This window comes from Limnobacter alexandrii (genome assembly GCF_005871185.1).
GTDB classification, from domain to species: Bacteria; Pseudomonadota; Gammaproteobacteria; order Burkholderiales; family Burkholderiaceae_B; genus Limnobacter; species Limnobacter alexandrii.
On the sequence record NZ_SWKN01000008.1, the window covers coordinates 177,291 to 203,288 of the forward strand.

General features: G+C 52.5%; 26 protein-coding genes. 11 read left to right on the plus strand and 15 right to left on the minus strand.

Annotated elements, in window-relative coordinates:
• Positions 1-101: 101 nt before the first annotated feature.
• Positions 102-227 carry a hypothetical protein gene (locus FCS97_RS16800; protein WP_281283837.1) on the plus strand — a complete coding sequence of 42 codons (126 nt, stop codon included), beginning with the start codon at positions 102-104 and terminating at the stop codon, positions 225-227.
• A gap of 98 nt (positions 228-325) precedes the next feature.
• On the opposite strand, the gene FCS97_RS16705 is transcribed toward FCS97_RS16800, so the two are convergent.
• The 3 genes from FCS97_RS16705 to FCS97_RS10445 form a co-directional block, all read right to left on the minus strand.
• A complete protein-coding gene (locus FCS97_RS16705; RefSeq protein ID WP_246066245.1) occupies positions 326-901 on the minus strand; it encodes a hypothetical protein in 576 nt (191 codons plus the stop codon).
• Between the two features lie 137 nt (positions 902-1,038).
• The gene (locus tag FCS97_RS10440) at positions 1,039-3,228 is read right to left on the minus strand and encodes a TRAP transporter permease (protein WP_138518374.1); all 2,190 of its coding nucleotides are present in this window, start codon (positions 3,226-3,228) and stop codon (positions 1,039-1,041) included.
• A 104-nt stretch (positions 3,229-3,332) separates the two neighbouring features.
• Positions 3,333-4,313 (minus strand): TAXI family TRAP transporter solute-binding subunit, encoded by a 981-nt coding sequence (locus FCS97_RS10445; RefSeq protein ID WP_138518375.1) that lies wholly within the window; start codon positions 4,311-4,313, stop codon positions 3,333-3,335.
• Positions 4,314-4,570: 257 nt separating this feature from the next.
• Here FCS97_RS10445 and FCS97_RS10450 point away from each other — a divergent pair, with 257 nt between their 5' ends.
• Both FCS97_RS10450 and FCS97_RS10455 read left to right on the plus strand, forming a co-directional pair.
• On the plus strand, positions 4,571-6,172 hold the full coding sequence (locus FCS97_RS10450; protein ID WP_138518376.1) for a peptide chain release factor 3: 1,602 nt from the start codon (positions 4,571-4,573) through the stop codon (positions 6,170-6,172).
• A 66-nt stretch (positions 6,173-6,238) separates the two neighbouring features.
• Positions 6,239-6,583: an ArsR/SmtB family transcription factor gene (locus FCS97_RS10455; RefSeq protein WP_138518377.1), complete on the plus strand. Its 345-nt coding sequence runs from the start codon at positions 6,239-6,241 to the stop codon at positions 6,581-6,583.
• A gap of 47 nt (positions 6,584-6,630) precedes the next feature.
• Here FCS97_RS10455 and FCS97_RS10460 read toward each other — a convergent pair whose 3' ends face one another.
• The 4 genes from FCS97_RS10460 to FCS97_RS10475 all read right to left on the minus strand — a co-directional run bounded on the left by FCS97_RS10460 (position 6,631) and on the right by FCS97_RS10475 (position 9,498).
• Positions 6,631-6,885: an acyl-CoA-binding protein gene (locus FCS97_RS10460; RefSeq protein ID WP_008249852.1), complete on the minus strand. Its 255-nt coding sequence runs from the start codon at positions 6,883-6,885 to the stop codon at positions 6,631-6,633.
• An 18-nt stretch (positions 6,886-6,903) separates the two neighbouring features.
• Positions 6,904-7,572 (minus strand): TetR/AcrR family transcriptional regulator, encoded by a 669-nt coding sequence (locus FCS97_RS10465; protein WP_138518378.1) that lies wholly within the window; start codon positions 7,570-7,572, stop codon positions 6,904-6,906.
• A 154-nt stretch (positions 7,573-7,726) separates the two neighbouring features.
• Positions 7,727-8,980: a patatin family protein gene (locus FCS97_RS10470; protein WP_138518379.1), complete on the minus strand. Its 1,254-nt coding sequence runs from the start codon at positions 8,978-8,980 to the stop codon at positions 7,727-7,729.
• Positions 8,981-9,051: 71 nt separating this feature from the next.
• Positions 9,052-9,498 (minus strand): phasin family protein, encoded by a 447-nt coding sequence (locus tag FCS97_RS10475; RefSeq protein ID WP_008249861.1) that lies wholly within the window; start codon positions 9,496-9,498, stop codon positions 9,052-9,054.
• Between the two features lie 245 nt (positions 9,499-9,743).
• Here FCS97_RS10475 and FCS97_RS10480 point away from each other — a divergent pair, with 245 nt between their 5' ends.
• Complete coding sequence (locus FCS97_RS10480; RefSeq protein ID WP_138518380.1) at positions 9,744-11,729, plus strand: SDR family oxidoreductase; 1,986 nt, start codon at positions 9,744-9,746, stop codon at positions 11,727-11,729.
• Here FCS97_RS10480 and FCS97_RS10485 read toward each other — a convergent pair.
• From FCS97_RS10485 to FCS97_RS10500, 4 genes are read right to left on the minus strand one after another with little or no spacing between them, the layout of a single operon-like run.
• Positions 11,726-12,736 (minus strand): alpha/beta fold hydrolase, encoded by a 1,011-nt coding sequence (locus FCS97_RS10485; protein ID WP_138518381.1) that lies wholly within the window; start codon positions 12,734-12,736, stop codon positions 11,726-11,728. The two genes, FCS97_RS10480 and FCS97_RS10485, sit on opposite strands and share 4 nt — an antisense overlap.
• A 5-nt stretch (positions 12,737-12,741) precedes the next feature.
• Positions 12,742-14,373 carry a GMC family oxidoreductase gene (locus FCS97_RS10490; protein ID WP_246066247.1) on the minus strand — a complete coding sequence of 544 codons (1,632 nt, stop codon included), beginning with the start codon at positions 14,371-14,373 and terminating at the stop codon, positions 12,742-12,744.
• Between the two features lie 39 nt (positions 14,374-14,412).
• Complete coding sequence (locus FCS97_RS10495) at positions 14,413-14,928, minus strand: hypothetical protein (protein WP_138518383.1); 516 nt, start codon at positions 14,926-14,928, stop codon at positions 14,413-14,415.
• Positions 14,929-14,939: 11 nt separating this feature from the next.
• Positions 14,940-16,394 carry a coniferyl aldehyde dehydrogenase gene (locus FCS97_RS10500; protein WP_138518384.1) on the minus strand — a complete coding sequence of 485 codons (1,455 nt, stop codon included), beginning with the start codon at positions 16,392-16,394 and terminating at the stop codon, positions 14,940-14,942.
• A 122-nt stretch (positions 16,395-16,516) separates the two neighbouring features.
• On the opposite strand from FCS97_RS10500, the gene FCS97_RS10505 reads away from it, so the two are divergent.
• The 7 genes from FCS97_RS10505 to FCS97_RS10535 all read left to right on the plus strand — a co-directional run bounded on the left by FCS97_RS10505 (position 16,517) and on the right by FCS97_RS10535 (position 22,236).
• Positions 16,517-17,230, plus strand: coding sequence for an FFLEELY motif protein (locus FCS97_RS10505; protein ID WP_138518385.1), 714 nt, complete (start codon positions 16,517-16,519; stop codon positions 17,228-17,230).
• 132 nt (positions 17,231-17,362) lie between these two features.
• Positions 17,363-19,054, plus strand: coding sequence for an AMP-binding protein (locus tag FCS97_RS10510; protein WP_138518386.1), 1,692 nt, complete (start codon positions 17,363-17,365; stop codon positions 19,052-19,054).
• A gap of 116 nt (positions 19,055-19,170) precedes the next feature.
• Complete coding sequence (rpsF, locus tag FCS97_RS10515) at positions 19,171-19,575, plus strand: 30S ribosomal protein S6 (RefSeq protein ID WP_138518387.1); 405 nt, start codon at positions 19,171-19,173, stop codon at positions 19,573-19,575.
• Positions 19,565-19,951, plus strand: coding sequence for a primosomal replication protein N (priB, locus tag FCS97_RS10520; protein ID WP_138518388.1), 387 nt, complete (start codon positions 19,565-19,567; stop codon positions 19,949-19,951). The genes rpsF and priB overlap by 11 nt, the downstream gene beginning before the upstream one ends.
• A gap of 25 nt (positions 19,952-19,976) precedes the next feature.
• On the plus strand, positions 19,977-20,246 hold the full coding sequence (gene rpsR, locus FCS97_RS10525; RefSeq protein ID WP_008249877.1) for a 30S ribosomal protein S18: 270 nt from the start codon (positions 19,977-19,979) through the stop codon (positions 20,244-20,246).
• Between the two features lie 18 nt (positions 20,247-20,264).
• The gene (gene rplI, locus FCS97_RS10530) at positions 20,265-20,717 is read left to right on the plus strand and encodes a 50S ribosomal protein L9 (RefSeq protein ID WP_138518389.1); all 453 of its coding nucleotides are present in this window, start codon (positions 20,265-20,267) and stop codon (positions 20,715-20,717) included.
• 133 nt (positions 20,718-20,850) lie between these two features.
• Positions 20,851-22,236, plus strand: a complete 1,386-nt coding sequence (locus tag FCS97_RS10535; protein ID WP_138518390.1) for a replicative DNA helicase — start codon at positions 20,851-20,853, stop codon at positions 22,234-22,236.
• A gap of 647 nt (positions 22,237-22,883) precedes the next feature.
• On the opposite strand, the gene FCS97_RS10540 is transcribed toward FCS97_RS10535, so the two are convergent.
• The 4 genes from FCS97_RS10540 to FCS97_RS10555 all read right to left on the minus strand — a co-directional run bounded on the left by FCS97_RS10540 (position 22,884) and on the right by FCS97_RS10555 (position 25,904).
• The gene (locus FCS97_RS10540) at positions 22,884-24,539 is read right to left on the minus strand and encodes a PhoH family protein (protein ID WP_138518391.1); all 1,656 of its coding nucleotides are present in this window, start codon (positions 24,537-24,539) and stop codon (positions 22,884-22,886) included.
• A gap of 67 nt (positions 24,540-24,606) precedes the next feature.
• Positions 24,607-25,077: a peroxiredoxin gene (locus FCS97_RS10545; RefSeq protein ID WP_138518392.1), complete on the minus strand. Its 471-nt coding sequence runs from the start codon at positions 25,075-25,077 to the stop codon at positions 24,607-24,609.
• An 81-nt stretch (positions 25,078-25,158) separates the two neighbouring features.
• A complete protein-coding gene (locus FCS97_RS10550; RefSeq protein ID WP_138518393.1) occupies positions 25,159-25,530 on the minus strand; it encodes an SMR family transporter in 372 nt (123 codons plus the stop codon).
• Complete coding sequence (locus FCS97_RS10555; protein WP_138518394.1) at positions 25,527-25,904, minus strand: Mth938-like domain-containing protein; 378 nt, start codon at positions 25,902-25,904, stop codon at positions 25,527-25,529. Before FCS97_RS10555 ends, FCS97_RS10550 begins: the two co-directional genes overlap by 4 nt.
• Between the last annotated feature and the right edge of the window lie 94 nt (positions 25,905-25,998).

Genomic DNA, 25,998 nt, shown 5'->3' on the forward strand with positions numbered 1-25,998 from the left:
GTCGATTAAGGTGGCCCCCTTTGTGGGAAAGACTCACCCGTGTTTTTGGACTTAAATAGAGTCATCAAAACACATGTGCATTATGCACCGGGAGTATTGTCATGGACGATTTTGCAAACAAGAGCTTTGATGTGACCATGCTGGGTGAGCTGGAAACCAAACGGGAGTGGTTTGTCGGCGTTCTCGGTGCCTGTGTGTGCTACGGCCTCATTCTTTGGTTGCTCTGATCGCCCAGTCAATAATTCACTGCAGCCATAAAAAAACCCTCGAAAATTCGAGGGTTTTTTATTTACTCAAAGCTCAGCTCCAGCTGGGCCGCGTCTTTTCAGACAGAAGCCTTTGGTGTAGCGGCAGCACGCTTGGCACGTGGTGCAGCTGCTTTCTTGGCAGCAGGCTTCTTGGCAGCTTTCTTTACGCTGGCTTCGCCTTTCACGCCAATTTTCTCGAACAACTGGGCAGCAATTTGCTCAGCCTGTTCAATGGCGGGCTTCAGGGTTTCGTTTTTTTTGGCTTGCTCCAGGGCGCTTGCACCCATGGTGATTGCGTTTTCAGTCAAAGACTCGGCTTGTGACAGGGCCAAGGCAGCGTAGGAAAAACCTTTGTCGATTACAACTGGCAGTTGCTGTTCGAACAGTTCAACACCTTTCTGTGTGTAAACCTGGCTAACGCCAACTACTTTTTCCAAGCCTTGCTTGATCTCAGTGCGAGCGTTTACAACCACAGGCTTGTCAGCCAAAGGCAGCTTCTCGGCAGCGGTGAATGCGTTGCCCAAACCTTGTGACAACAGACCAAATTGAGCTTGTACCAGGCTGTTCAGAGCCTTGGCTGCAGCTTGGTGCTGGTTCTTCAGTTCAGTGTTGGTTTTGGTCAGCAGTTCAGCTGTTTTTTCAAATGCGTACATCGTGAGATCTCCTTGGGTAGCGGGTAGTCAAATTTCGTGACACTTCGCACTATAGGGAAATCGCTTTAGCAATGAAAGGGTTTGAACCTGAGGCTCTACACTAAAAATGAGTGTAAAAGCCTCAGGGGATTGAGTTTTTAGTCCATTCCGCGCGCAGGCACGATTGGCTCAGGCGCAGGTTTACCTTTAAAAAACTTATTAAGAACAATTGCAATCAAGGCGAGTACTGCGCCAGCAATGTCAGTGTACAAGCCACCCTCGATCATGCAGAGGGCTGCCAGCAACAAGACGCCGCGTACTACCCAATTTGAGTGCGCGCCCCAGAACCAGCCCTGGATTGAAGCGGCCAGGAAGAATACGCCGATACATGCTGTGACGAAGGCGCGCAAAATGACAAACCATTCACCTTCCATGAGCAGGGCGGCATTGTAGAAGAACATGAAGGGCACGATAAAGGCAGTCAAACCGATTTTGAAAGACGTGAATGACGTAGCCATGGGGTTGGCCCCGGAAATACCTGCTGCTGCATATGAGGCCAGCGCGACGGGTGGCGTGATGGCGGAGATGACAGCGAAATAGAACACAAAGAAGTGGGCCACCAAGGGCTGAATTCCCAGTTCAATCAGGCCGGGTGCAACCACGGATGCAGCCACCGCGTAGGCCGCAGTGGTAGGCATGCCCATGCCCAGCAAAATGGCGATACACATGGCGAAGAACAAAGCAATCAGCTGCGAGTTTTCCGCAATGTCCAGCAAAATTGAGGAGAACCGGGCACCCACGCCAGTCAAGGCGATTACCCCAACGATGATGCCCGCACAGGCGCACACCGTGATGATTTGGATGGACATGACACCGGCCAGATCGAACGCCTTGAAAATACTTTTGGGTCCCATTTTGAAAGGTGATAGCCAACTGACTACCGCCGCTGCGGCCGTGGCCAAGGTACCAGCGCGAATCACCGAATAACCCATGAACAGGGCAACAATCAAAATGATGATGGGGATGAAAAGGTATACCTGTTTCACCATTTTGGAGAACTGGGGCAACTCATCCGAACGCATGCCACGCATACCCAGCTTGGCCGCCTCAAAATCGACCATCAGGTAAGTGGAAAGGAAGTACAACACCGCCGGAATAACAGCAGCGATTGCAATTTCCGAATAAGGAATCCCGGTGATTTCAGCCATGATAAATGCGCCTGCACCCATGATTGGGGGCATGATTTGCCCACCAGTGGACGCAGCAGCTTCAATCGCGCCAGCGGTTTTTCCGTTGTAGCCCACTTTTTTCATGAGCGGAATGGTCAGTGAACCCGTGGCGACCACATTGCCCGCGCTGGTGCCGTTGATCATGCCCATCAGGCCTGAAGCGAATACTGCGACTTTCGCGGGGCCGCCCCGTGCGCGGCCAGCGGCGGCGAAGGCAAAATTCACGAAGTAGTCGCCTACTTTGGAGGCCTGAAGGAATGCCGCAAACACAATGAACAAAATAATGTAGGTAGAAGACACAGCGGTGGTTGCGCCCAATACACCGGCATCGGTGTAGATGTAGGAAAAGAAACGACTGAAATCAAAGCCGTCGTGGGTCAGAAAGCCTGGCAGGTAGGGGCCCACAAAGGAATACACCACGAAAATTGAGGCAATGATGACCAGGGCGCTTCCGGCGACACGGCGGGTTAGCTCCAGAATCAAGGCGAGCCCAACCATGGCAGCCCAGGCGTTGCCGGGCGAGGCGAAAGGAGTGCCTGCGCGCATGCGCAGCGCCGTGCCATCCAGGTGCACCATCAGGTACGCAGTGCTTGCAATGGTGGCCAGTACAAGCGTGCCGTCCAGCCAGTTGAAGCGGTGGCCTTCCGGGCGCAGAAACCACGAGGCCACAATGGCACCCAGTGCTGCTATGGCCAAGGGAATGCCAAACTGGTTGACTTCCATTTCGGGTGTGATCATTTCGCCGCTGGCGATGATCTGGCTCATATCGAACACGACATAAAGCGAATAGAGGGCAGGCAGGGCCAGTAAGACAGCCAATGCTTTGATCAGCATTTGATTGCCCCGTTGAGGCTGATCAATGTTGGCTGAGGAATAGGCAATGAAGCCGATTATTAGTGCGCCTGAAACGTGCAGTATGCGAAACGCCCAGGTTTCAACCGGTGCGACGTTCAAGGAAAACACATGCCAAAACGCATAAGCGGCAGAAATGATTGAGACAAACAGCGCCGTTTTTTGCACAAAATTGCGTTGGTTGCTCGCCATGGGCTCGTCATCGACGCCTTGGGCAATGAGGCGTTCCTCTTCTGCCTGACTGGATATGCTGGTGGATTTGGACATGATTGGACCGATTCAGAAAATTGAGAATTGAGGTTTGAGAAAAGCGCCGAACTCGCAAGTCGAGCTCAGCGCTTTCCGGTTCAGCCTTCAAGGCTGCTTGCTTTTTACTTGAGCTTCAGATTCGCCGGAATCTTGAAGCCTTTTTCTTCGTAGTACTTCACTGCACCTGGGTGGAAGGGGATGAAGGTGTTCTTGTCCCAGTTTTCTGCCAGGGTAGTGCGGGCACCTTTGTGGATGTTCAACATTTTTTCGTTGTTGTCCAATACCGCCTTGGTGGCCTCATAAACAAAGCTCTCTGGCAGGTCGCAATTGGCAATTGCGTAGTTCCACATGGAGACGGCGCGTGCGTCTTTGGTCAAGGTTTTATAAGTGTTTGCCTTGATCGGGAACGCAGACACGGGGTAGGTGTCCATGATTTTCTTCTGTTCAGCTTCTGTGAACTCGAGAATATTGATTTTGGTTTGTACTTCCAGTTGAGTTACCGCAGGAATGGGCACACCCGCTGCGAATGCCACCACATCGATCAGGCCATCTTGCAATTGACCGCCCAAGTCGCTCCAGCCACCGTTGCGACGCTCGAATTTCACGCCCAGGGTTTCAAGCATTTTCGGGAAGTAGGTGTCCGAGGTGGAACCTGCTGGACCAAAACCGATTTTTGAGCCAGGAGGGATGTCCTTGATGGATTTGATGCCACTGGAGGAAAGCACTGTGACAGAAAATGGGGTTTGGTACATGGGGAACATGGCGCAAACCTTGTTCATTTTCAAGCCGGGAGCCAGGGGGCTTTTGCCGTCCAGTGCCTCGCGGGCCGGGCCCATGGTGGTCATGCCAAACGCCAGCTTGCCGGTGTGCACCAGTGCCAGGTTCTGAGTGGGGCCACCAGTGACTTCCGCACCGCCTGTGATTCCCACAGTTTCGGCCACCAGGTTGGCCCAACCAGCACCGTAGGCATAGTATGTGCCGCCTTGTGAGGCGGTGCCTACTGTAAAGCTTTTGGGCCATTTGGATTTGTCGGCGTAAGCTGCGCCCATGGCGAATGCTGCCAGGCTGACCGCAACGGCGGTTTTTGCCAGAATTGCTTTCATTGGTATCCCCTATGTTTTGATGAAACTTGTGCCCATTGGGTATTGGGCTTTGTGGTTGTTTTCGTTCTTTTGTTGAACGAGTCGATTGTGTAAGAACACCTGGGTAATGTCGTATTTATAATAAAAATGAGCAATACGGGATGTCCGCAACAGGGTTTTTGTCAGGGTATTGATTTATTGATCGATATGAAAATGAAAGGGGGTGAATTTAAGCCCCCAGGCGTGTAAAATCACGGCTTTTGCGCCAAAGGGCTGCTGTGTCCATTGAATCCGAAGTCAAACGTCGCCGAACGTTTGCAATTATTTCCCACCCCGATGCAGGCAAAACAACGCTGACCGAGAAGTTGTTGCTGTTCGCGGGTGCCATTCAAATTGCGGGCAGTGTGAAAGCACGCAAGGCAAGCCGCCACGCCACCTCGGACTGGATGGAGATTGAAAAGCAGCGCGGTATTTCGGTGGCCAGTTCTGTGATGCAGATGGAGTACCGAGACCAGGTCATCAACTTGCTTGATACCCCCGGCCACCAGGACTTTTCTGAAGACACCTACCGTGTGCTGACCGCAGTGGACGCCGCCTTGATGGTGATTGATGCTGCCAACGGCGTTGAACCCCAAACCTTGCGTTTGATCGAGGTATGCCGCGCCAGAAATACACCCATTATCACTTTTGTTAACAAGATGGACCGCGAGGTGCGTGACCCCCTTGAACTGATGGATGAAATTGAAAGCACGTTGGGTATTCCTTGTGTGCCGTTTGCCTGGCCAGTGGGGCAGGGCAAGCTGTTCCACGGTATTTTCGATATTCGCAAAAACCACATGCGTGTGTTCACCCCGGGTGCCGACCGCCGCCGTGAAGAGGATGAAGTGGTTGATGGCGACAATCGAGAGTTGTTGCGAAGCCGTTTTGGTGCCGAGTTCAAGCAGGCTGAGCAGGAAATTGAGTTGGTGACGGGTGCTGCGCCAAGTTTCGATGCTGCGGAGTTTTTGGCGGGCAAGCAAACCCCGATGTTTTTTGGCTCTGCCGTGAACAACTTTGGTGTTCAAGAAGTGCTGGACGCCTTGGTAGACGTTGCACCACACCCAGGACCCCGCAAAGCGATTGAGCGTGAAGTGGCCCCCACCGAGAGCAAATTCAGCGGTGTGGTGTTCAAGATTCAGGCAAATATGGATCCTTCTCACCGTGACCGCATTGCCTTTGTGCGGGTACTTTCCGGGCGGTTTGAGCATGGCATGAAGTTCAAGGTGCTGCGCACCGGAAAAGACTTCCGCCCCACCAGTGTGGTGACCTTTCTGTCTCAGCGTCGCGACCGGGTGGATGAAGCCTACGCTGGTGACATCATTGGCTTGACCACGCATGGTGGTTTGCAGTTGGGCGATTCGCTCAGTGAAGGCGAAGGCTTGCAATTCACGGGATTGCCGTTTTTTGCACCGGAATTGTTCGCATCCGTTGAACTCAAAGACCCCATGCGAAGCAAGCAGCTACAGAAAGGTTTAATGGAACTGGGCCAGGAGGGCGCCATCCAGGTGTTCAAGCCATTGCTGGGTTCAGAAATGTTGTTGGGGGCCATTGGTCAGCTTCAATTCGAGGTAGTGCAGGCGCGCTTGAAAGGTGAGTACGGGGTAGAGGTGCGCTTGGCCCCGAGCCGCTACAGTTGTGCCCGTTGGGTGACCAGTAAAAATGCCAACGACCTGCGCCGGTTTATGGATGCCAATGTGGGCCGCATGGTGACTGATGCGGCCGATACACACGCCTTTTTGGCGACCTCAAGGTTCGATCTGGATGTGATGCAGAAGCGCTGGGAAACAATTGAGTTTCACCCAATGCGTGAACACGCCGGGCTTTTGCTCGCCAATCACTAAGCCTCTACCCCCGTGTAAAAACGGGGGTACAATCGTTCCAATATAAAAAAACACATCGGTCATGCTATGAGTGAACTGGATTCCCTGCTGGAACAAGTGTCTGGCTACTTTGCAGTCTTGTCTGAACCCACGCGACTAAAAATCATCCATGCCTTGTGCAATGGCGAGAAGTCGGTCAACGACATTGTGGAAGAGGTTGATTCAACACAGTCGAATATTTCCCGGCATCTGAATTTGATGTACAGGGCTGGTGTATTGCAGCGACGCAAAGAGGGAACCCTGGTGTTGTATCAAGTCAAAGAGCCCACTGTCGTGGAGCTTTGCAGAACCGTGTGTGTGCACGTGGCCGCGAAACTTGATGCTGTGCCAGTCGATTCCAAACAGTTACCAGATTTTTTCAAGCAGCCATAAAAAAACCGGCCATTGGCCGGTTTTTTTATGGGATTCATTGCCTTGATTTATTTCAGCGACTCAATCAGATCAATGTAATTCTGCATGGCCTGGTCATTGCTCGTGCCTTCAAGGCCTTTCCATGCATCGTATTTTGCACGCCCAACAATGTCGGTGAAGCCAGGGCGTTTGCCGGTGTTGTCGCCTTCTGTTGATTGTTTGAACAGGGCGTAAATTTTCAACAGGGTTTGGTTGTCAGGGCGGGCGGGCAGTGATTTGGATTCCGCCACGGCCTTTTCAAAACGGGCTTTCAAGTCGCTCATAAGTTCTCCTAAGTCTTGTTATGTGTTTTCTTCAGTAATAAATGATTGGGCCAGGCTTTCAAAAAGTTCTTTGGCATTGCCTTGCAAATAGGGCGCCAGCAAACACATCACCTGGTAAACGCCATTGGCCAGTGCGGCACTCATGGTGGCCTCATCGTTGAAGTGGCGTGGGTCGCGCACGTATTCAAACGAGAGCCAATAGGTGGCTACCACCACCATATTGGTGGCCAGTGCATTGATTTGTGGTTGAGAGGCCATCATGTCGCCCGACTCAACGAGGCCCTGGCACAGGCGGCGTGCAACATCCACCTTGTGTTTCAAAATTCGTTTGAAATGAATTTCAAGGGTACGGTTGCGCGACAGCAGGTCGTTCAAGTCGCGGTACAAAAAGCGATAGCGCCAGATCAGTTCGAATGAAACCTGAAGATAAAGCCAGGCATCTTCAATGTTGGCCTGACGGTTGCCAGGTACGTCGAGCAGGCCATCAATTTCCTTCTCGAAACTGGCAAAAATGCTGTTGACGATGTCGTCTTTGTTGCGGAAGTGATAGTACAAATTACCGGGGCTGATGTTCATTTCATCGGCGATCACGGTGGTCGTAATATTGGGCTCCCCGAATTCATTGAAAAGCCTGAGCGACAAATCAAGAATTCGTTCTCTTGTTCTTCTTGGAGGCTTGCGTTCCATGTTCTGGTCGTCTCCTGTCTGGCCAAAGTCCTGATCAAGCTTAAGACTTCATGCAGCAAGTCTGTTATTGGTATTTTTGAATTTTATTAGTCTACGTTGTTTTGTCGAGTATTTGGGGCTTCACTGCCCTTGTTACCAGTGTGTAATGGCGTCATCAAGCAGCATTTCTGGTTTTTGCAATCCGGATGTAACGATCAAGCTCGTTCAGCGAGTCTTCAAGCTGATCAAACTTTGACACCATCGATCCCGTGCGTGCCGGCTTCTTGCTGACCTTGTTGCTCAAATGCAAGGTGGGATCCTTCAATACTTCCAGGTTCAGTTCCAGCCCATGCCGTGAAAACCGTTCGGCCAGATCGTATCTGCGTGCCCACAATTCTTCGCGGGTGCGTTGGTAAGCGTGTTCGCACAAACGGCGCCTGCTGGCGTAGCTGAAAGGATTGGTGAAGAAAAATTCGCCGTCGCCGTGTTGCGGTTCAAACAGCACGATATCTGCATTGGGATAAAGGTGTCCGTAGCGTTCCATGCCAATGTCCATGCGTGAATGGATAATTGAGCGGAAGGTTTGTGACAACACCAATGGCAAGCCGCCTTCATACAAACGCGAACCGGGCTGGAAGGCCTTTCCCTTGGCGCGGCGGCGGTGATTTTTAGGGTTCAGCCTGTCGTCGTAAGGCACCAGCGGGTTCAGGCAAATCAATAGCTCTACACCTTCTTTCAAGGCGGTGGAAGCATGCAGGGTTTTTTTCAACGCACCGTCCACGTAATGCCGGTTGGCAATGCGTGTGGGCGGAAACAGGCCGGGTAGCGACGCGGAGGCCTGCACGGCTTTGGAAATTGGCACGTCATCAAACCCTGGCATACCAAAGGGAATGGAATCGCCCGAATCCAGGTCGGTGGCCACCAGAATGAGGCGGTTGCGCAGGCTGCGGAAATCGTTGGTGCCACCACCTTTGGCGATCAGGTCGGCCATCCATTCATGCAGTTCGTCGCCATTGAACAATCCAGTGGGTATTGCAGCCCCCAGGCGCTCGATGCAACTGACCCATGTGGCGTCGTCGCGCAAAAAATAATCTGAAATGGCGGTGCCCAACAGGCTGGGTACCTTGCGAAGGCGCATCCAGTATTCTTTCCAGGCCGGGCGCAACAAAATGGAAGGATCAAATGCGAATTCTTCGGGTTCGCCCTCTATGAACAATTTGTAGATTTGATGTGGGGTTAAATCGTGTGCCAAACCGGTGGCCACAATACCGCCTGCCGAAACACCCACATAGACACTCATGTCGTTCAGGTCGAGTCCGTCGACAGCCTCGGAAAGGGCGACCAAGGCACCAATTTCATAGATAGCGCCCAAGGGGCCGCCACCAGCCAAGGCCAACCCGATTTTCGGGCCAGGGTTTTGATTGTTCATGCGGGTTGTGAGCTCCAGCCCTGAAGAGTGTTCGACAAGACCGCCATTGGTCTTGTCGGCATGGGGTTCAATTACTCAGCAGATTTTTTGGTGCGCGCGGTGGTGCGCTTTGCAGTGGTCGCTTTGGTGTCCACTTTTTTGCCAGTCAATTCGGCAATCGCGGCAGACAACTGATCAATTCGTTCGGACAGTTGCTGAACGTCCTTGTTGGTGGGAACGCCCAATCGGCCCAAGGCGCGGGCTACGCGTTCCTCGAACACTTGTTCAAGCTTGTCCCAGTGCTGGGTTGCCTTGCTGGACACAGAGCCGGCCAGCTTGCTGACCTTGCCTGTCACTTCAACCACTTTTTGATCTGCAAATTTCACGGTTCGCTCCTGAATTTCATGGCCTTCCTTGACCAGGTTTTCCAAAACACGGTTGCTTTCTTCTTGCGCTTTGGTGATGGCACCCACGCCAGCGGTCCACAATTGTTGCGCGCTGTCGACTGCACCTTTGATGGGCTTTTTCTTACCGGCCATGTTGTCTCTCCTTGTGATGGCGAAAGGACCCATTGGGGTCACTGCCTTTTTTGTTTATTGTAGTAGTTTATCGAGGCCACACTAGAGAAGGCACACTAAACCCTACCTCGTGTTTTCCCGTAAGCAGGGTGCTGACAAAACACCGTCACAGCCCGCATGGAGTTTGAGAATTTCGGGCGGGCAGTTATAGTAAGCCTTCCAGAGACGTATCTTCCATAAAAAAACCCCGCGCGGAGAAGACATACATGAATTATTTTGTGACCGGAGCCACTGGCTTCATCGGTAAACGATTGGTGAAGCGCTTGGTTGAGCAAAAGCGCAAAGGCACCATTTATTTTTTGATTCGTGAATCAAGCCTGGACAAAGTCCCCGAGCTGCAAAAATATTGGGGTGCGAAAAAAGGCCAGTGTGTGCCTGTGGTTGGTGACCTGACCAAACCCAAGCTGGGTTTGAAAGCCACCGAAATCAAGGAACTCAGCAAAAATATTGCCCATTTTTTCCACTTGGCAGCGATTTATGATTTGGCCGCCGATGCGGAAAGTCAGCAAGAGACCAACATCAAGGGCACCGAGAACGCAGTTGACCTGGCCAATGCAATTGGCGCAGGCTGCTTTCAACTGACTTCCTCGATCGCCGCTGCGGGCTTGTATGAAGGCGTGTTCCGCGAGGACATGTTTGAAGAGGCCGAGAACCTGGACCACCCTTATTTCCGCACCAAGCACGACTCCGAAGAAATTGTGCGCAAGAAAGTAAAGGGTGCCTGGCGTGTGTATCGCCCCGGCTTTGTGGTGGGTGATTCCAAAACCGGCGAGATGGACAAAATTGACGGGCCTTATTACCTGTTCAAGTTGATCCAGAAAATGCGCAAGTTGCTGCCTTCCTGGGTGCCGACCATTGGTATCGAGGGTGGCCGAATCAATATTGTGCCCGTCGATTTTGTGGTCAACGCGATGGATTACATTGCGCATCAACCTGATTTAGACGGCAAGGCATTCCACCTGGTTGACCCCAGCCCCAATCGAATCGGCGATGTGCTGAACATTTTTGCGCGCGCAGCCCATGCGCCGAAAATGGAAATGCGGATTAATGCAGCCATGTTCGGTTTTGTGCCCGGGGCAGTGAAGAAAGGTTTGATGAGCCTGACCCCCGTTCGCCGAATTCGCAATGCTTTGCTGAAAGACCTGGCTTTACCTGAAGAAGTGTTTGGTTACATTAACTGGCCAACCCGTTACGATTGCCGCCAAACCCTGGCCGCGCTGGATGGCAGTGGCATTGAGTGCCCGCGCCTTGAAGACTATGCATGGGCGATTTGGGACTACTGGGAGCGTCACCTCGATCCCGACTTGTTCATCGACCGAAGCCTGACCGGGCAGGTGAAAGACAAGGTGGTGCTGATCACCGGTGGTTCATCCGGTATTGGTTTGGCTGCTGCACAAAAATTCGCAGCGGCGGGAGCAATTACCGTAATTTGTGGCCGCGATGAAGAAAAACTGGCAGAAGCCAAAGCCCTGATCAAATCAGAAGGCAACACCCTGCACACCTACTCCGTTGATATCGCAGACATGCAGGATTGTGATCGTTTCGTTGCGCAATTGCTGGCCGATTTCGGCCATGTGGATATTCTGGTCAACAACGCCGGCCGCTCGATTCGCCGGGGCATTGAAAACAGCTTCGACCGCTTCCACGACCTGGAGCGCACCATGCAGTTGAACTACTTCGGTGCACTGCGGGTAACTTATGGTTTGCTGCCAAAAATGATGGAGCGCCGCAAAGGCCATGTGGTGAACATTTCTTCGATTGGTGTGTTGACCAACGCGCCGCGCTTCTCGGCCTACGTCGCATCCAAAGGTGCGCTGGATGCCTGGACACGTTGCGCAGCCTCTGAATTTGCAGACTTGAACATTACTTTCACCACCATCAACATGCCGCTGGTGCGCACACCCATGATTGCGCCCACTAAGCTGTACAACAACGTACCTACATTAAGCCCCGAGCAGGCGGCCGATTTGATTGCGCAGGCAGTCATTCACAAGCCGGTTCGAATTGCAACGCGCCTGGGTGTGTTGGGCCAAGTGATGCATGCGCTGATACCGAAGCCGGCACAAATTTTGATGAACACGTCTTTCCGCATGTTCCCGGATTCGGAATCGGCGGCCAAAGGCAAGAAGGGCGGTGGACCCTCTGCAGAACAGGTGGCCTTCTCAACCTTGATGCAAGGTATTCACTTCTAAGCGCGATTTTCTGCCAGCGGGTAGGCCTGTGCATCTTCTGCAAGCCAGTTGAGAATCAGGTCTTCCGTGGTGGAGTCGTTCACCAAAGCCACGTGCCCACAACCGGGCACGGCGGTGTTTTTTCCAAACTCCAGTTTGCTCGAAACTGGTGGGCACACAATGTTGTCTTGTGGGCTCCAGAGTGACCAAATTTTGGTTTGAAATTCCCGGTCTGTGGGGTGCTCGCGCAGGGTTTTCAAGAAGAAACTTCCCCATGCCATTTGCTTCACATTTTTTCCGATACCCAAGGTGGACAAAGCAGTGCCGTAATGCGGGCTGCCAATCGTAATCATGCCGGCAATGCGGTGGTGCCCGTATTCGGTTGCGTGATAGCGCACCGCCACACCGCCCATGCTGTGCGCAATGATCTTGACTTGAGGGGCGCCAGTTGCCACCAACAATTCATCAATCGCCTCGTGAATGGCGTCGGAATAACTGCGAATGGACCCGATTGCAGGCTCAAGCGTAATGGCGTGGCTGCTTACGTCGGCGCGTTCAAGCAGGGCACGCGTGCCTGCCCACACTGCGGAATTGCACAGATAACCATGTACAAGCAATACGGGTAAAGGTTTCTTCTTGCGCCAGTTTTTGCCTGCCAGTTGAATGCCGTCGGGGTTGGGTGCCCAGGGCTGAAGCAGTGTGATCAGTTTCAATGAGCCAATACTTTCAGCCAACACTGCTTTAATCCAACGGGCAAGGCTAAGCCGATGAAAGCCTTCACCTTCGGTGCTGTGAAAGGGCAGCCCCTTGTCGCGCACTTGTGGAATTTGACGAACACTGTAGGACAGGGCAAAACCGGATATGTTGAAGCCCACATGGGCTGCAAACAACACACCGACTACCAAAGCAATGGCAGCCACGGCAGCGTTGTCTGTCCGTATCCCAAACCAGTGATGGAGCGCCCAATACAAGCCAAACATGACTGAAATGTAGCCAATCCAGTACAGCCTGTTGAGTTGGCGAATCATGTATTTCAGGCCAGCGCAGAGGCAGCCTGACCAGTCAGTTCAGCCACCAATTGCTGGCTGAGTTTGTTGGTAAGGCCGTAAATGGACAACTGCGGGTTAGCGCCAATGCTGGTGGGAAACAGAGAGCCATCGTGAATGGACAGATTTTCGATTTGCCAGTGGCGGCCATCCGGCCGTGCAACGCCCAGTTTTTCCTCACCGGCCATGGCGCAACCGCCCATCACATGGGCCGAAACCACTTTCATGGCCAAGGGCTTCATGTCGAGTTCATTGATCTGCTTCAAGGCTTCATCAATGTTGTTGGCAGGTTTCGAAAATTCATGCACGGGCAGGGTACTGAGCGCGCCCGCGGCATGTTGCAGTTCGGCCATGGCCACCAGGGCTCGGCGGGCAGCATCCCAAATTGCCGGGGTCAGTTTGTAGTCCAGCACAGGGCTGCCGTCGCTGTTCAAGCGCACTTGGCCGCCCACGCTGCCTGAATTGAAACCATCGCGAAGCAAGGCGAGTTGCATGTGCGTTTTTGAGAAATTGCGCATGACATCTCTGTGCTTTTTCGCAAAGCCGGGCAGGGTCGATGCAAAAATAACCGGGTGCAGGGGCGGTGCCTCCAGCTTGAAGCCCACTGGCCCGTCGATCGGGTCGGTGTGCAGGTAATGGTCGCTGTAGATGGTTTGTGGCGCACCGGCGTCCGCGCGCACTTCCTGTTCCATTGCAGCGGCAGAAATAACCACTGGGTGCAGGAAGGTGCGTTCGCCCAATCGGTCATAAGGATCGCTTGCATTTGATCGCAACAGTACGGCCGGGCTATTGATGGACCCGCCAGCCAACACAAAGTGCTTGGCAGTAATTTCCACTTCTTTACCAGAGGGCAACACGCCATCCGGGTTCATGACCTGGCAGCGCAGTGTGCGAATTCGACCCTGAGAAATTTTGAAAGAATGGGCTCGCAGCGAGGCGATCAATTCCGCACCTTGTTGCAGGGCGGTGGGTATGGTGGAGACCAACATGGATTGTTTTGCGTTGGTGGGGCAGCCCATGCCGCAATAGCCCAGATTCCAGCAGTCTTTCACGTTGCGGCGAATTGCACCCCATGAAATGCCCTTGGCCTCGGCACCACGGCGCAAAATGTCGTTGTTTTCGTTCGGTGGCACTTGCCAGTCTTCAATATTCAGGCGGCGTTCGGCTTGCTCAAACCAGGGGGCCATGGCCTCCACGGTCATGTCTTTCAAGACAAACTGGTTTTGCCAAAATGCCAGCGTGTCTGCAGGGGTTCTAAAGCTTGAAGTCCAGTTCACGGTGGTTGAACCACCCACGGCACGACCCTGCAAAATGTTGATGGCCTTGTCGGCTGTTTTGCGGCCAGCGCTTTCCTGGTAAAGCGTGGGGTAAGCCACGGATTCCAGCATTTTGAAATCTTTCGACGTTTTCAGCGGGCCTTCTTCAATCAACAACACCTTCAGGCCAGCCTTTGCACAAATTTCAGCAGTAATGCCGCCACCCGCGCCGGTGCCAATGATCACCACATCCGCACTCATCTGCTTGGGCATTTCGCGCTTGTGCGCCTCATAGGCTTTCCAGCCATTCGCAATGCCGGCTGCAAAAAGGTCGGGCACTAGTTCGCCCGATAGGGTAGCCATGGGTTTGATTTCTTGTTCAATCATTGGTGAGAAAAAGGGTCAGAGAACTTGGAAAGGTGGGCCAGGATAGCCCATGTCGGCCCACTGACTGGGCAGTCCATACCAGCCCGCCATCATCAGGTCGTGCAGTGCGTGGTAGCCGGGCTGAAGTGCTGGAATTGGGTGGTCACGAAACGACACCAGAAAGGCCTGCACCTGGGCTGGCGTGGCTTCTTCCCAGCTGTTGCCCAAATCAGCAATCAATCTTCTTCCCACCGGATTTTCAAGAATATTCAGCAATTGGCCCAGCTCGGCTTGCGCACTGGCAGCCAGTGTCTTCGTGGCATCCACAAACGCGTTGACTGCGGCCTCGATGGATTGTGTTCTGCCTGTTGCAGGCAGCGCAGGGTCCAGCAGCCCCTCTGCAATTGCTTTCAGCATGGGGATGTGCTGCTGCTGAACAACGGACTGACCAGCAAGCACTTCCACCTTGGCAAAGTGTTTGCCCAACCAGCTCAGGCCACCAGCCAGCAGCAGGCCGGCGGCACCGAACTTGAAAAATTGACGTCTGTTCATGAAGCTTTGGCTTATACCTTGCGGGTTAGCAGTTTGGTCATGAAGGCAAACATTTTGTTGTCATAGGGTGGCGACAACATTTCCATGACGTGGAAACGGCTTTGTTTGAAAATCGGCTTCAATTTGGTCATGGTGTCAAAACCGAACTTGCCATGGTAGTGGCCCATGCCAGAGTCGCCCACACCGCCGAAGGGCAGGTTTTCCTGTGCAATGTGGAACAGGGTTTCATTCAGACAAACGCCGCCAGCAATGGTTTGCTTCATCACCATGTCTTGGGTTTTCGATTCGTCGTCAAACAGGTACAAGGCCAGTGGGCGAGGGCGGTCGTTGATGTAGTCCAAGGCTTCATCCAGCCGTTTGTAAGTGATCACAGGCAGCACAGGGCCAAAAATTTCTTCCTGCATCAGCATGGAATCGGGCTTGGCATTGAACACCAAAGTCATTGGAATTTTGCGCCCCGGGCTGTCGCCAGTTTTCATGAGTGTCACCACGCGCGCACCTTGTTCCGCAGCTTCGTCAATTAGGCGTTGCAGGCGGGTGGCATGGCGATCGGAAACAATACCTGTGAAATCTTTGGACAAAATGCCGTCCGGGAAGCGGCGGTCAATAATGGCTTTGGCATGCTGGATCAACTGTTCTTCGCAGCCTTCCGGCACCATCAGGTAGTCTGGGGCAATACAGGTTTGCCCGGCATTGATCGACTTGCCGGACAATGTGCGCGCAATCGCATTTTCAAACCGGCTGGCGTTGGCCACGGTAGGCGCAGTGATAATCACAGGGCTTTTGCCGCCCAATTCAAGTGTCACAGGAACCAGGTTTTCGCTGGCGGCTTTCATGACCATTTTGCCCACCGGTGTTGAGCCAGTGAACAGCAGGTGGTCAAACGGCAAGCGGGAAAACTCTGCAGCCACTTCAGGGCCACCGTTGATTACCTGTACCACCTCGCGGCCCAAGGCTTTGCCCAATAGCTCGTCAAGCAAGGCGCTAAAGCGGGGGGTGTATTCGCTCATCTTGATGAACACACGGTTGCCTGCGGCCAGCGCGGCAATCATGGGGCCGATGGACAAAAACAGGGGATAGTTCCAAGGCACAATCACACCCACCACACCCAAGGGTTGGGGCATCAGGCGAGTGCTGGCAGGCTTGAACCAAATGCTGGCGCCTTCGTTGCGCGGCTTCATCCAGCTTTTACCGTGTTTGATGGCGTGGCGTATGCCTTCGAGTGAGGGGAATACCTCAGCCAACAGGGTGTCATTTTTTGAGCGGTAGCCGAAATCCTCGGAAATGGCTTCCGCGATTCGCAGCTTGTTGTCATAAATCATGTCGCTTAAGGCCATCAACCATGCTTTGCGCTGGTTCCACTCCGGGTAGGGGTTGATGCGGTAAGCTTGCTTCAAAGACTCCAAAGTTGCTTTTAGTTCTGCTGCTGTCAATTCTTGGCCGTGTGCTTTGGATGGGGCGTTCATTGTTGTCTCACTCTCCGGTTTAACATTAACGGATGTAAACATAAATTTTGACTATTTTCCATGTCTGATTTGTGTTGCTCTGCAGCATTTGTTTTCAAACTGATCTCAACCAACGATTGCCAATGACCATGCTCGACATTCACAGCGCACCCCTGGAGCTACAGAAAGCCATCACAGCCCTTCGTCAGGGGCAGGGGCGTTCCGCCGAGTTTTTAAAGTTGAAAAAAGACATAAAAATATTTCAAAACAACAGATTGGAAAGTACATATCAGGATTTACTTCAAGACAAGGGAATGCGTCCCGCTTGTCGCTTTTTCCTGGATCAGCTGTACTGCACACAAGATGTGAGTATGCGAGATCACCAAGTGGAACGTGTGTTGCCCAAGCTGGAGAAACTGCTGCCCGGTGCCGCAGTAGATACCGTGCGAAAAGTGATTTACATGGATTACCTGGCAGAACTTATGGATGATGAATTAACTTTATTTATCAATGAGAAAGGGTTTTATTCGGATAATTCACATCAAGTTATTTCCTACATTGAAGCCTTTAAGAAACAAGGGCAATTCGAATTGCGGGAACAGCAAATTCTTTTGGTTCGGGAAGTGGGCGAGTCCTTGCGCAAGTTGATGCGCCTGCCATTTTTGCGACCTTTGCTGCGAATGACGCGTGGTGCAGCGCAAAAGGCCAATTTAGAGGATTTCCACGATTTTTTAAGTCAGGGCCTGGATGCCTTCGCCTCGCTGGAAAAGCCAACCCTGTTTTTCCAGTTGATTCAAGAACGTGAAATGTCCATTCTGGAAGGGATTCGACAAGGAACCTTGTCGAAATTTCCTTGATCATGCCTTCAGGGCAGGTACACATCGCAATCGTAGTGCATTAGAATCCATGCTCTTTGATATTCCGGTATTGTTTTCCATCAATACAAAACAGTTGCGAAGCACGGCAGTGCCTACAAGAAGGAGACATTTGTGACAGATAAAGCCTGGATTCAAAGCTACCCGCCGGGTGTATCCACGTCGGTTGACTTGGATCAGTACCCCTCTATTCGGGATATTTTTGAAGACGCCAGTCGCAAGTTTGCCGATAAAACTGCATTCAGCAACATGGGTACAGCACTGACCTATGAGCGCCTGGATTCACTGACCCGCGATTTTGGAGCCTACCTTCAAAGCCTTCCGGGCATGAAAAAAGGCGATCGTGTCGCCTTCATGATGCCCAATCTGTTGCAATACCCTGTAGCCATGTTGGGTGCCATTCGTGCCGGTTTTGTGGCCGTGAATGTGAATCCGCTTTACACACCCACCGAGCTGGAATATCAGCTGCGCGATTCTGGCGCTAAGGTGATTGTGGTGTTTGAGAACGTGGCCCACACGTTGGAAAAGGTGATCAAAAACACGCCAGTTGAGCACATCGTATTGGCTTCAATGGGCGAAATGCACGGTTTTTTCAAACGCATATTGTTGAATTTTGTTGTGCGTTACGTGAAAAAACTGGTGCCCGCATTCAATATTGCGGGAACCATTACATTCAAAAAGGCGCTGGCCCAAGGCCGCAACAACGAACTGCGCAAGGTTAATATTACGCACGATGACCTGGCATTTTTGCAGTACACCGGCGGCACCACGGGTGTGGCCAAAGGTGCCATGCTGACTCACGGCAATATTGTGGCCAATTTGCAGCAGGCATCAGCCTGGTTGAGCCAGGACATCGAAGAGGGCAAGGAAATTGCGATTACCGCGCTGCCGATGTACCACATCTTCTGCCTCACGGCGAACATTCTGGTATTCATCAAGGTGGGGGGGCATTGCCTGCTGATTACCGACCCCCGCAACATGAAGGCGTTTGTAAAAACGCTGGCAGCGGTGCCGTTTACGGCGCTTACCGGGGTGAATACCTTGTTCAACGGCTTGTTGAATACGCCGGGATTTGAACAAGTTGATTTTTCTCATGTGAAGCTGGTGCTGGGTGGTGGTGCGGCCATTGAGCCCGCGGTGGCCGATCGTTGGAAGAAAGTAACCGGCACGCGTTTGTCTGAAGCCTATGGCCTGACCGAAGCGTCGCCTGCGGTTTGTATCAACCCCTTGCACGAGGAATACAACGGCTCTATCGGTTTACCCGTGCCTTCCACCGAGGTAACCATTCGCGACGATGACTTCAATGAATTGCCTGTTGGGCAAGAGGGCGAATTGTGCGTAAAAGGCCCGCAGGTGATGCGGGGTTACTGGAACAAGCCACGTGAAACCGCCGAAATTCTGACCCAGGACGGCTGGTTGAAAACAGGTGATATCGCCTACATGGATGAAAACGGCTACTTTTACATCACCGACCGCAAGAAGGACATGATCCTTGTGTCGGGTTTTAATGTGTACCCCAAGGAAATCGAGGCCGTGGCAACCTTATTGACCGGTATCTTCGAGGCTGCGGCGGTGGGTGTGCCTGACAGTAAAACCGGCGAGGCCGTGAAGCTGTTTGTGGTTAAAAAAGACCCTGATTTAACGGCGGAGCAGGTCATTGAGCATTGCCGCAAACACATGACCGCCTACAAAATTCCCCGCCACGTGGAATTCATGAAGGAGCTGCCAAAGAGCCCTGTGGGCAAAGTGCTGCGCCGCGAGCTTCGAGACATGGAAAAGAAGCGCTTGCAGGAGCAAGCTGCCTGATTTTTTAGAATCGTTGCCTGTTTTCTTAAAACCCACTATAATTTCGGGTTACCTGCTGCTACACCACGGGGGTGTGGCGGCTTTTCCAATTGTGGAAAATCCATAGGAGTTTATCAATGCGTCACTATGAAATTGCTTTCATCGTGCATCCCGACCAAAGCGAGCAAGTGCCTGCCATGGTTGAGAAGTATCGTGGAACCATCGAAGCCAACGGCGGCAAAGTACACCGCCACGAAGATTGGGGTCGCCGCCAATTGGCCTACCCAATCCAGAAACTGGCCAAAGCACACTATGTGTTGTTGAACATTGAATGCAGCCAGGAAGTTCTTGAAGAACTGGAAACCGCGTTCAAATTCAACGACGCCGTACTGCGTCACTTGACTGTGAAGATGAAAAAAGCTGAAACAGCGCCTTCTCCAATGATGAAGGAAGTTCAGCGTGAGCAAGAGCGCAAAGCCGCTTCTGCTACTGCGTCTTCGAGCGACGACAGTTCCGATTCAGACGAGGGTGATGACGAGTAATTCGTCCTTGCACAACACTGAATCAATGAATCAGGAGGAAGCAGCGGAAAATTCGAACAAGCTTGGGGAAGAAGGAAAAGCTGGCATTAACCAGTTCACCCTCACCGCCACATTGATTGCGAAATCAATATTGCGATACACCCCGGCAGGTTTACCCATTTGCGAATTCGAGCTTGAGCACGACAGTGAACAGCTTGAAGCCAGCAAGCCAAGAGTGGTGAAGTGCACAGTTTCAGCGGTCGCGCTGGGGGTGGCAGCCAACCAAATCAACGGCCTTGAAGTGGGAAGCCTGAAAAACTGGTCTGGATTTATAGCGCTTCGTTCGCACAAATCAAAAAGTCTTCGATTCCATGTTTGCGCAGTGCGCGAATGTTGAAGACTTGAAATAGTTGGAGAATATTATGGCTTTTGGTCGTAAAAATGATCGCAAGGGACGTCGTCCACAACAGAACCCCTTGTTCAAGCGCAAGAAATTTTGCCGCTTCACAGTGGGCAAGGTAGAGCAAATCGATTACAAAGACATCGACACGCTCAAGGATTTCATCAGCGAAAACGGCAAGATCATGCCCGCTCGTATCACTGGTACCAAGGCGAACTATCAGCGCCAGTTGGACACAGCGATCAAGCGCGCACGTTTCCTGGCTTTGCTGCCTTACACCGACAACCACTAAGCAGTACGGGAGAACACCATGCAAGTAATTCTTCTTGAGAAAATGCCCAATCTGGGTCAACTGGGTGACGTGGTTCGCGTAAAAGACGGCTACGCACGTAACTTCCTGATTCCTTATGGCAAAGCCAAGCGCGCCACAGAATCAGCAATCGCCGAATTCCAGGCTCGCCGCGCCGAACTGGAAAAAGCCGCTGCTGAAAAGCTGGCTGCTGCCCAAGCCTTGGGTGCAAAGTTGAGCGCAACGACTGTTCAACTGAGCGAAAAAGCTGCTGTAGATGGCCGTTTGTTTGGTTCTGTAACCAACCACGACATCGCTGCTGCCTTGAACGCATCTGGCTTGAAAGTAGAAAAAGCACAGGTACGCATGCCCAACGGCGCGCTGAAAATTGCTGGCGAGCACACCGTAACTGTAGCCCTGCACCCCGACGTGGTTGTAGACGTGAACGTCGTAGTTGCTGGCGAAGCGGCTTAATAAGTAGGCCAAGTCATACCCGGTTTTAAGGCGAATTAGACCCAAGAGATTGACCGCATTCGGTTATACTTTTTGGTCTGCCTGAACCAACAAAAAAGGTCACCTCAGGGTGGCCTTTTTCTATTGCGAAACTATGTCCGAAAATCGACTTACAGAACAAGAAATGACGGGCCTGCGTGTTCCGCCTCACTCGCTTGAATCCGAGCAATCCGTGGTGGGCGGCTTGCTGCTTGATAACCAGGCTTGGGACAAGATTGGCGACGTGATTCGCGCGGAAGACTTCTACCGATACGATCACCGGGTTATTTTTGAGCACATTGCCAAGTTGATTGATGGCTCCAAGCCAGCTGATGTGATCACTGTGTATGAATCGCTGCAATCTTCCGGCAAAGCCGAAGATGTGGGCGGACTGGCCTATTTGAACACCTTGGCAACCAATACACCTTCTGCTGCCAACATTCGCCGCTACGCGGAAATTGTGCGTGACCGCGCAGTGTTGCGCCGGTTGATCACGATCAGCGACGACATTGCCACCACCGCACTGAACCCCCAAGGCAAAGACACCAAAACAATTCTGGATGAAGCCGAAAGCAAGATTTTCAAGATTGCTGAAGATGGTGCGCGGGGCGCTGGTGGTTTTCAAGACCTTCAGCCGGTGCTGAGCAAAGTGGTGGAGCGTATCGATGAGCTTTACCACCGCGACAGCACCAGTGACATCACCGGGATTTCTACCGGCTTTGTAGACCTGGACGGAAAAACCTCCGGCTTGCAGCCCGGGGATTTGATTATTGTGGCTGGCAGGCCCTCAATGGGCAAAACGGCATTCAGCCTGAACATTGGTGAACACGTGGCAGTGGAAGAAGGGCACGCAGTGGCCGTGTTCTCCATGGAAATGGGCGCAACCCAGTTGGCCATGCGTTTGCTGGGTTCGGTGGGGCGTTTGGACCAACACCGTTTGAGAACTGGGCGATTGACTGATGAAGATTGGCCGCGGCTTACCTATGCGGTTGAGAAAATGCAGAACGCTCAGTTGTTTATTGATGAAACACCGGCTTTGTCGTCGATGGAAGTACGCGCCCGTTGTCGCCGTTTGGCGCGGCAGTGCGGCCAGCTTGGCTTGGTCATCATCGATTACTTGCAGTTGATGGGGTCTTCTTCTCCGGGTGAAAACAGGGCCACCGAAATTTCTGAAATTTCACGTTCCTTGAAAGGTTTGGCCAAAGAATTGAACTGCCCGGTGATTGCGCTTTCGCAGTTGAACCGCTCGCTGGAACAGCGGCCGAATAAACGCCCTGTGATGAGTGACTTGCGAGAATCGGGCGCGATTGAACAGGATGCTGACGTCATTCTGTTCATTTACCGCGATGAGGTTTACAACCCCGATTCACCTGACAAAGGCACGGCCGAAATTATTATCGGCAAGCAGCGTAACGGCCCGATTGGCACGGTGCGGGTGACGTTCCTGGGTATGTACACCAAGTTTGAGAACTATGCTGGGATGCAGCCGGAAGGGGAGTAGGCCAAATTGACCGCGCTGATTTTACTTCATGGCGCGTGCAAAAGGTTTGCCATTGGCGAGTCATATTCCCTGTTGGTGAATATAGGCTTCGCAGCAGCGCCACATCATTCTGCCTAGATCCAAGTCGAATTCCCCGGTGTTGAATCTGGCTCGGTTCATGCGAAACGCCAAAGGCGTGTTCGCATCGACCTTACAGGTCGCCCCTCGCTGCGAATCAAACCGGGCGACTTGATCTTGAATCGGCAGAACGATGCAACACTGCCGCGAAGCCTAGCCGGACCAATCACGCAATCAGTGTCGCTTGCAAAGTCGAATGTCACCGTCCAATTCCAAGCATTTGCGAAGTTCGCTTTGCCGTCTCTCCGCCTTCAAGAAAGCCTGCCCGTTTGAATTCAAACGCCACGTTCGGCTACAAGCCGACACCGAGTTCGGCCATCTGTTTTGCCGAATCTCGGTGAGTCAGTGTGAATTCAATGAGGGGGCATTCAGGCTTTCAGGCGGAGGAGGGCATGCGACTTTGCAAGTGCATGGTAACGGTCAGCCTTTGCGACTTTGCAGATGCAAACTAACGAAACGGTCAGGCGACTTCGCAAATGCGAATTAACGTAACGGATGGGCATGCAACTTCTCACATGCCCATCAATACATCAAAGGTTATCCGACGCAAAATCAGCCAGCCTTGAACGCTCGCCACGTTGCAAGGTGATGTGCCCCGCATGCGGCCAGCCCTTGAATCGATCCACCACATACGTCAGGCCAGAAGAACCTTCAGTCAAATAAGGCGTATCAATTTGCGCCAGGTTACCCAGACAAATCACCTTGGTGCCGGGGCCAGCCCGGGTAATCAGGGTTTTCATTTGCTTGGGCGACAGGTTTTGTGCTTCATCGATAATCAAAAACTTGTTGATGAAGGTACGGCCCCGCATAAAGTTCATCGACTTGATTCGGATCTTGGTGCGGATCAAGTCGGTTGTTGCTGAGCGGCCCCAATCACCACTGCTGGGATCTGGCTTGTTCAGCACTTCCAGGTTGTCTTCAAATGCGCCCATCCAGGGGGCCATTTTTTCCTCTTCCGTACCAGGCAGGAAACCAATGTCTTCACCGACCGGCACGGTGGCACGGGTCACGATAATTTCAGAGTATTGTTTGCTTTCAAGCACTTGTGACAAACCTGCAGCCAGGGCCAACAGGGTTTTGCCTGTGCCGGCTTGTCCCAGCAGCGTGACAAAATCGCATTCCGGGTTCATCAACAGGTTCAACGCAAAGTTTTGTTCGCGGTTGCGTGCAGTAATACCCCACACGCTGTTCTTGTTGTGGCTAAAGTCGCGCAGGGTTTTCAGTACCGCCGTGCGGCCGCTTACCTCCAGCACCTGAGCAATCAATGGAATGCCAGTTTCGCAGTACACAAACTGGTTCACCATCATGTCTTTCACTGCAGGGCCGCTGATGCGGTAGAAGGTGCTGCCACCTTGCTGCCAACTCTCGATCCCTTTGCTGTTCTTTTCCCAGAAGTCTGAAGGCAATTCCATGATGCCCGAGTACAGCAAATCGCGGTCTTCAAGCACCTGGTCGTTGAAATAGTCTTCGGCCAACAAACCCAAGGCACGGGCCTTGATGCGCATGTTGATGTCTTTGGACACCAAAGCCACTTCGCGATCAGGGTGTTGTTTGCTCAGCGCAAAGACCACGCCCAGAATTTGGTTGTCTGCTTTGCCCACAGGCAAAGTTTTGGGTAATTCTGCCGACAGTTCTGTTGTTTGAACCAGCAAACGCCCCATGGCGTCCACATTGCCCAGCCGGTCAAGTGCCACGCCTTTTTCAATGTCCTCAATGTTTTCCATCAAAGCATCTAGCGCGCGGCTTACTTGCCTGGCGTGGCGAGCCACTTCAGACATGCCTTTTTTGTGGTTGTCCAGCTCTTCCAGCGTGATCAGCGGCAGAAATACATCGTGTTCTTCGAAGCGGAACAGCGATGTGGGGTCGTGCATCAAGACGTTGGTGTCCAGCACGAAAATTTTCTTGCCCGTGTGGGTGACCTGTCGCTTTGTTTTGGTGATGGGCGTGGCCACGGGCTTGCGTGCTTTACCGGAGGCCGCCGCTGGAATGTTGCGTGTGCGGTTCGTCTCAGGGGCTTTGGCGGTAACGGTGTTGTCGGAGGCCAAAGTAAGCGGCGCTTTGCCTGTTGCAATGGTGTTGTCTGAAACTTCAGTTTTCTTGGCCGGCTTTTTCGGTTTGGGCGCCGTGATTGGAGGAATTTCGTTCAGTGTGGTTGCGGGTTTGCTGGGTTCTTTGGGCAGAGGCATTGTCAACGATCTGAAGTAGGAAGCTCATGAATCGCGCGGGGTCGTCACTCCCGCGCCCGTTGGGATATTAGTCCCCGATTGTGCGTACAAAGTCAAGCACCGCTTGCGCATGGCCCGGCACCTTCAAGCCGCGCCACTCCTGCACAAGAATGCCTTTCTTGTTGATTACAAAGGTACTTCTTTCCACGCCACGTACTTGTTTTCCGTACATGTTTTTCATTTTCATCACGTCGAAAATTGTGCACACCTTTTCGTCCGGATCTGAAATCAATTCAAATGGCATTTCCAGTTTGGCCTTGAAGTTCTCGTGCGATTTCAGGGAATCGCGTGAAACGCCGAAAACAAGGCAGTTGGCTTTCAAAAACTCGGGGTGCAAATCGCGAAAGTTTTCGCCTTCGGTGGTGCAGCCCGGTGTGCTGTCTTTGGGGTAGAAATAAATGACCAGGTTTTTGCCAGCATGGGCCGACAGGGTAAAATCGGCGCCGCCTGTGCAAGCTGCTGAAAAATCAGGCACTTTGCTGTTGACTTCAAGTGACACGGTACTGCTCCCTGAGGTGTTGTGCTTGTTGGTTGATGATTCAGTATAACCACAGCTTTTGACAGCAAAATGCAGGCAGTGTCAGGAACGCGCCAAAAGCGCCACACCCAGTACGATCACGCCAATGGCCACCCAGCGCTGCAGGCTAACCGGTTCATTCAAAAAATACTGTGCGGCAAAGGCATTGATTACGTAACCAATTGCGAGCATGGGATAGGCCAGGGTTACGTCTACCCGTGAAAGTGCCATCAGCCAAATGAGCAGTGAAAACCCATAGCAAAACAGGCCCAGGATCATGGGCCATTGCAAAAACAGGGCCGACATGGCGCCCAGGCTTAGCGCGCTGGAGGCCTCAATCACCCCCACCTTATTGGTGGCCATTTTGAGCAGCAATTGGGCCAGTGCATTCAAGATAACGCCAGAAAGCACCAAAATAGCGGCGTATGCGGTCATAGGAGAATCGCGGCAATCACGTGCCGGCCTTCACCAATCAAAATGTTGTAGGTACGGCAAGCGGCCTGACTGTCCATGTATTCTACGGGGCAGCGTTTGTTGGCGAAAAACTTGCGAATGTCCATGCCCGGAAAAACCTGTTTGGGACCTGTGCCAATCAGCAGCACTTCCATGCTTTCAGGGCACTGGCTGTATAGCCATTCGCAGTGGGCCAATTCCAGCGGGCCTGAACCCGCGTTTTCCCAAATTTTTGGGGTGAAATCGGTGCCAAACACCACGCTTTCAGTTTGAAGCCTGCCGCTGATCACGACACCTTCTTCGTCATACCGCTGAACGACGAATTGATTGTCGAGCGATTCAGGTTGAAATTTCATTCGAAAGATGCTCCAGGATGGGGCCAAAGCCTAGCAGGCATTGGCCTAAACGGTTAAATTATAAGACTTTGCGCGAGCAAAAGAATAAGCACCT

Coding starts and splice junctions, on each gene's coding strand:
- FCS97_RS10490 (WP_246066247.1), bottom strand. CDS start 14,373: ATGGCTACCCTATCGGGCGAACTAGTGCCCGACCTTTTTGCAGCCGGC.
- FCS97_RS10455 (WP_138518377.1), top strand. CDS start 6,239: ATGAGTGAACTGGATTCCCTGCTGGAACAAGTGTCTGGCTACTTTGCA.
- FCS97_RS10475 (WP_008249861.1), bottom strand. CDS start 9,498: ATGGCCGGTAAGAAAAAGCCCATCAAAGGTGCAGTCGACAGCGCGCAA.
- rpsF (WP_138518387.1), top strand. CDS start 19,171: ATGCGTCACTATGAAATTGCTTTCATCGTGCATCCCGACCAAAGCGAG.
- FCS97_RS10460 (WP_008249852.1), bottom strand. CDS start 6,885: ATGAGCGACTTGAAAGCCCGTTTTGAAAAGGCCGTGGCGGAATCCAAA.
- priB (WP_138518388.1), top strand. CDS start 19,565: ATGACGAGTAATTCGTCCTTGCACAACACTGAATCAATGAATCAGGAG.
- FCS97_RS10470 (WP_138518379.1), bottom strand. CDS start 8,980: ATGAACAATCAAAACCCTGGCCCGAAAATCGGGTTGGCCTTGGCTGGT.
- FCS97_RS10440 (WP_138518374.1), bottom strand. CDS start 3,228: ATGTCCAAATCCACCAGCATATCCAGTCAGGCAGAAGAGGAACGCCTC.
- FCS97_RS10465 (WP_138518378.1), bottom strand. CDS start 7,572: ATGGAACGCAAGCCTCCAAGAAGAACAAGAGAACGAATTCTTGATTTG.
- FCS97_RS10445 (WP_138518375.1), bottom strand. CDS start 4,313: ATGAAAGCAATTCTGGCAAAAACCGCCGTTGCGGTCAGCCTGGCAGCA.
- rpsR (WP_008249877.1), top strand. CDS start 19,977: ATGGCTTTTGGTCGTAAAAATGATCGCAAGGGACGTCGTCCACAACAG.
- FCS97_RS10500 (WP_138518384.1), bottom strand. CDS start 16,394: ATGAACGCCCCATCCAAAGCACACGGCCAAGAATTGACAGCAGCAGAA.
- FCS97_RS10535 (WP_138518390.1), top strand. CDS start 20,851: ATGTCCGAAAATCGACTTACAGAACAAGAAATGACGGGCCTGCGTGTT.
- FCS97_RS10480 (WP_138518380.1), top strand. CDS start 9,744: ATGAATTATTTTGTGACCGGAGCCACTGGCTTCATCGGTAAACGATTG.
- FCS97_RS16800 (WP_281283837.1), top strand. CDS start 102: ATGGACGATTTTGCAAACAAGAGCTTTGATGTGACCATGCTGGGTGAG.
- FCS97_RS10485 (WP_138518381.1), bottom strand. CDS start 12,736: ATGATTCGCCAACTCAACAGGCTGTACTGGATTGGCTACATTTCAGTC.
- rplI (WP_138518389.1), top strand. CDS start 20,265: ATGCAAGTAATTCTTCTTGAGAAAATGCCCAATCTGGGTCAACTGGGT.
- FCS97_RS10540 (WP_138518391.1), bottom strand. CDS start 24,539: ATGCCTCTGCCCAAAGAACCCAGCAAACCCGCAACCACACTGAACGAA.
- FCS97_RS10505 (WP_138518385.1), top strand. CDS start 16,517: ATGACCATGCTCGACATTCACAGCGCACCCCTGGAGCTACAGAAAGCC.
- FCS97_RS10495 (WP_138518383.1), bottom strand. CDS start 14,928: ATGAACAGACGTCAATTTTTCAAGTTCGGTGCCGCCGGCCTGCTGCTG.
- FCS97_RS16705 (WP_246066245.1), bottom strand. CDS start 901: ATGTACGCATTTGAAAAAACAGCTGAACTGCTGACCAAAACCAACACT.
- FCS97_RS10550 (WP_138518393.1), bottom strand. CDS start 25,530: ATGACCGCATACGCCGCTATTTTGGTGCTTTCTGGCGTTATCTTGAAT.
- FCS97_RS10555 (WP_138518394.1), bottom strand. CDS start 25,904: ATGAAATTTCAACCTGAATCGCTCGACAATCAATTCGTCGTTCAGCGG.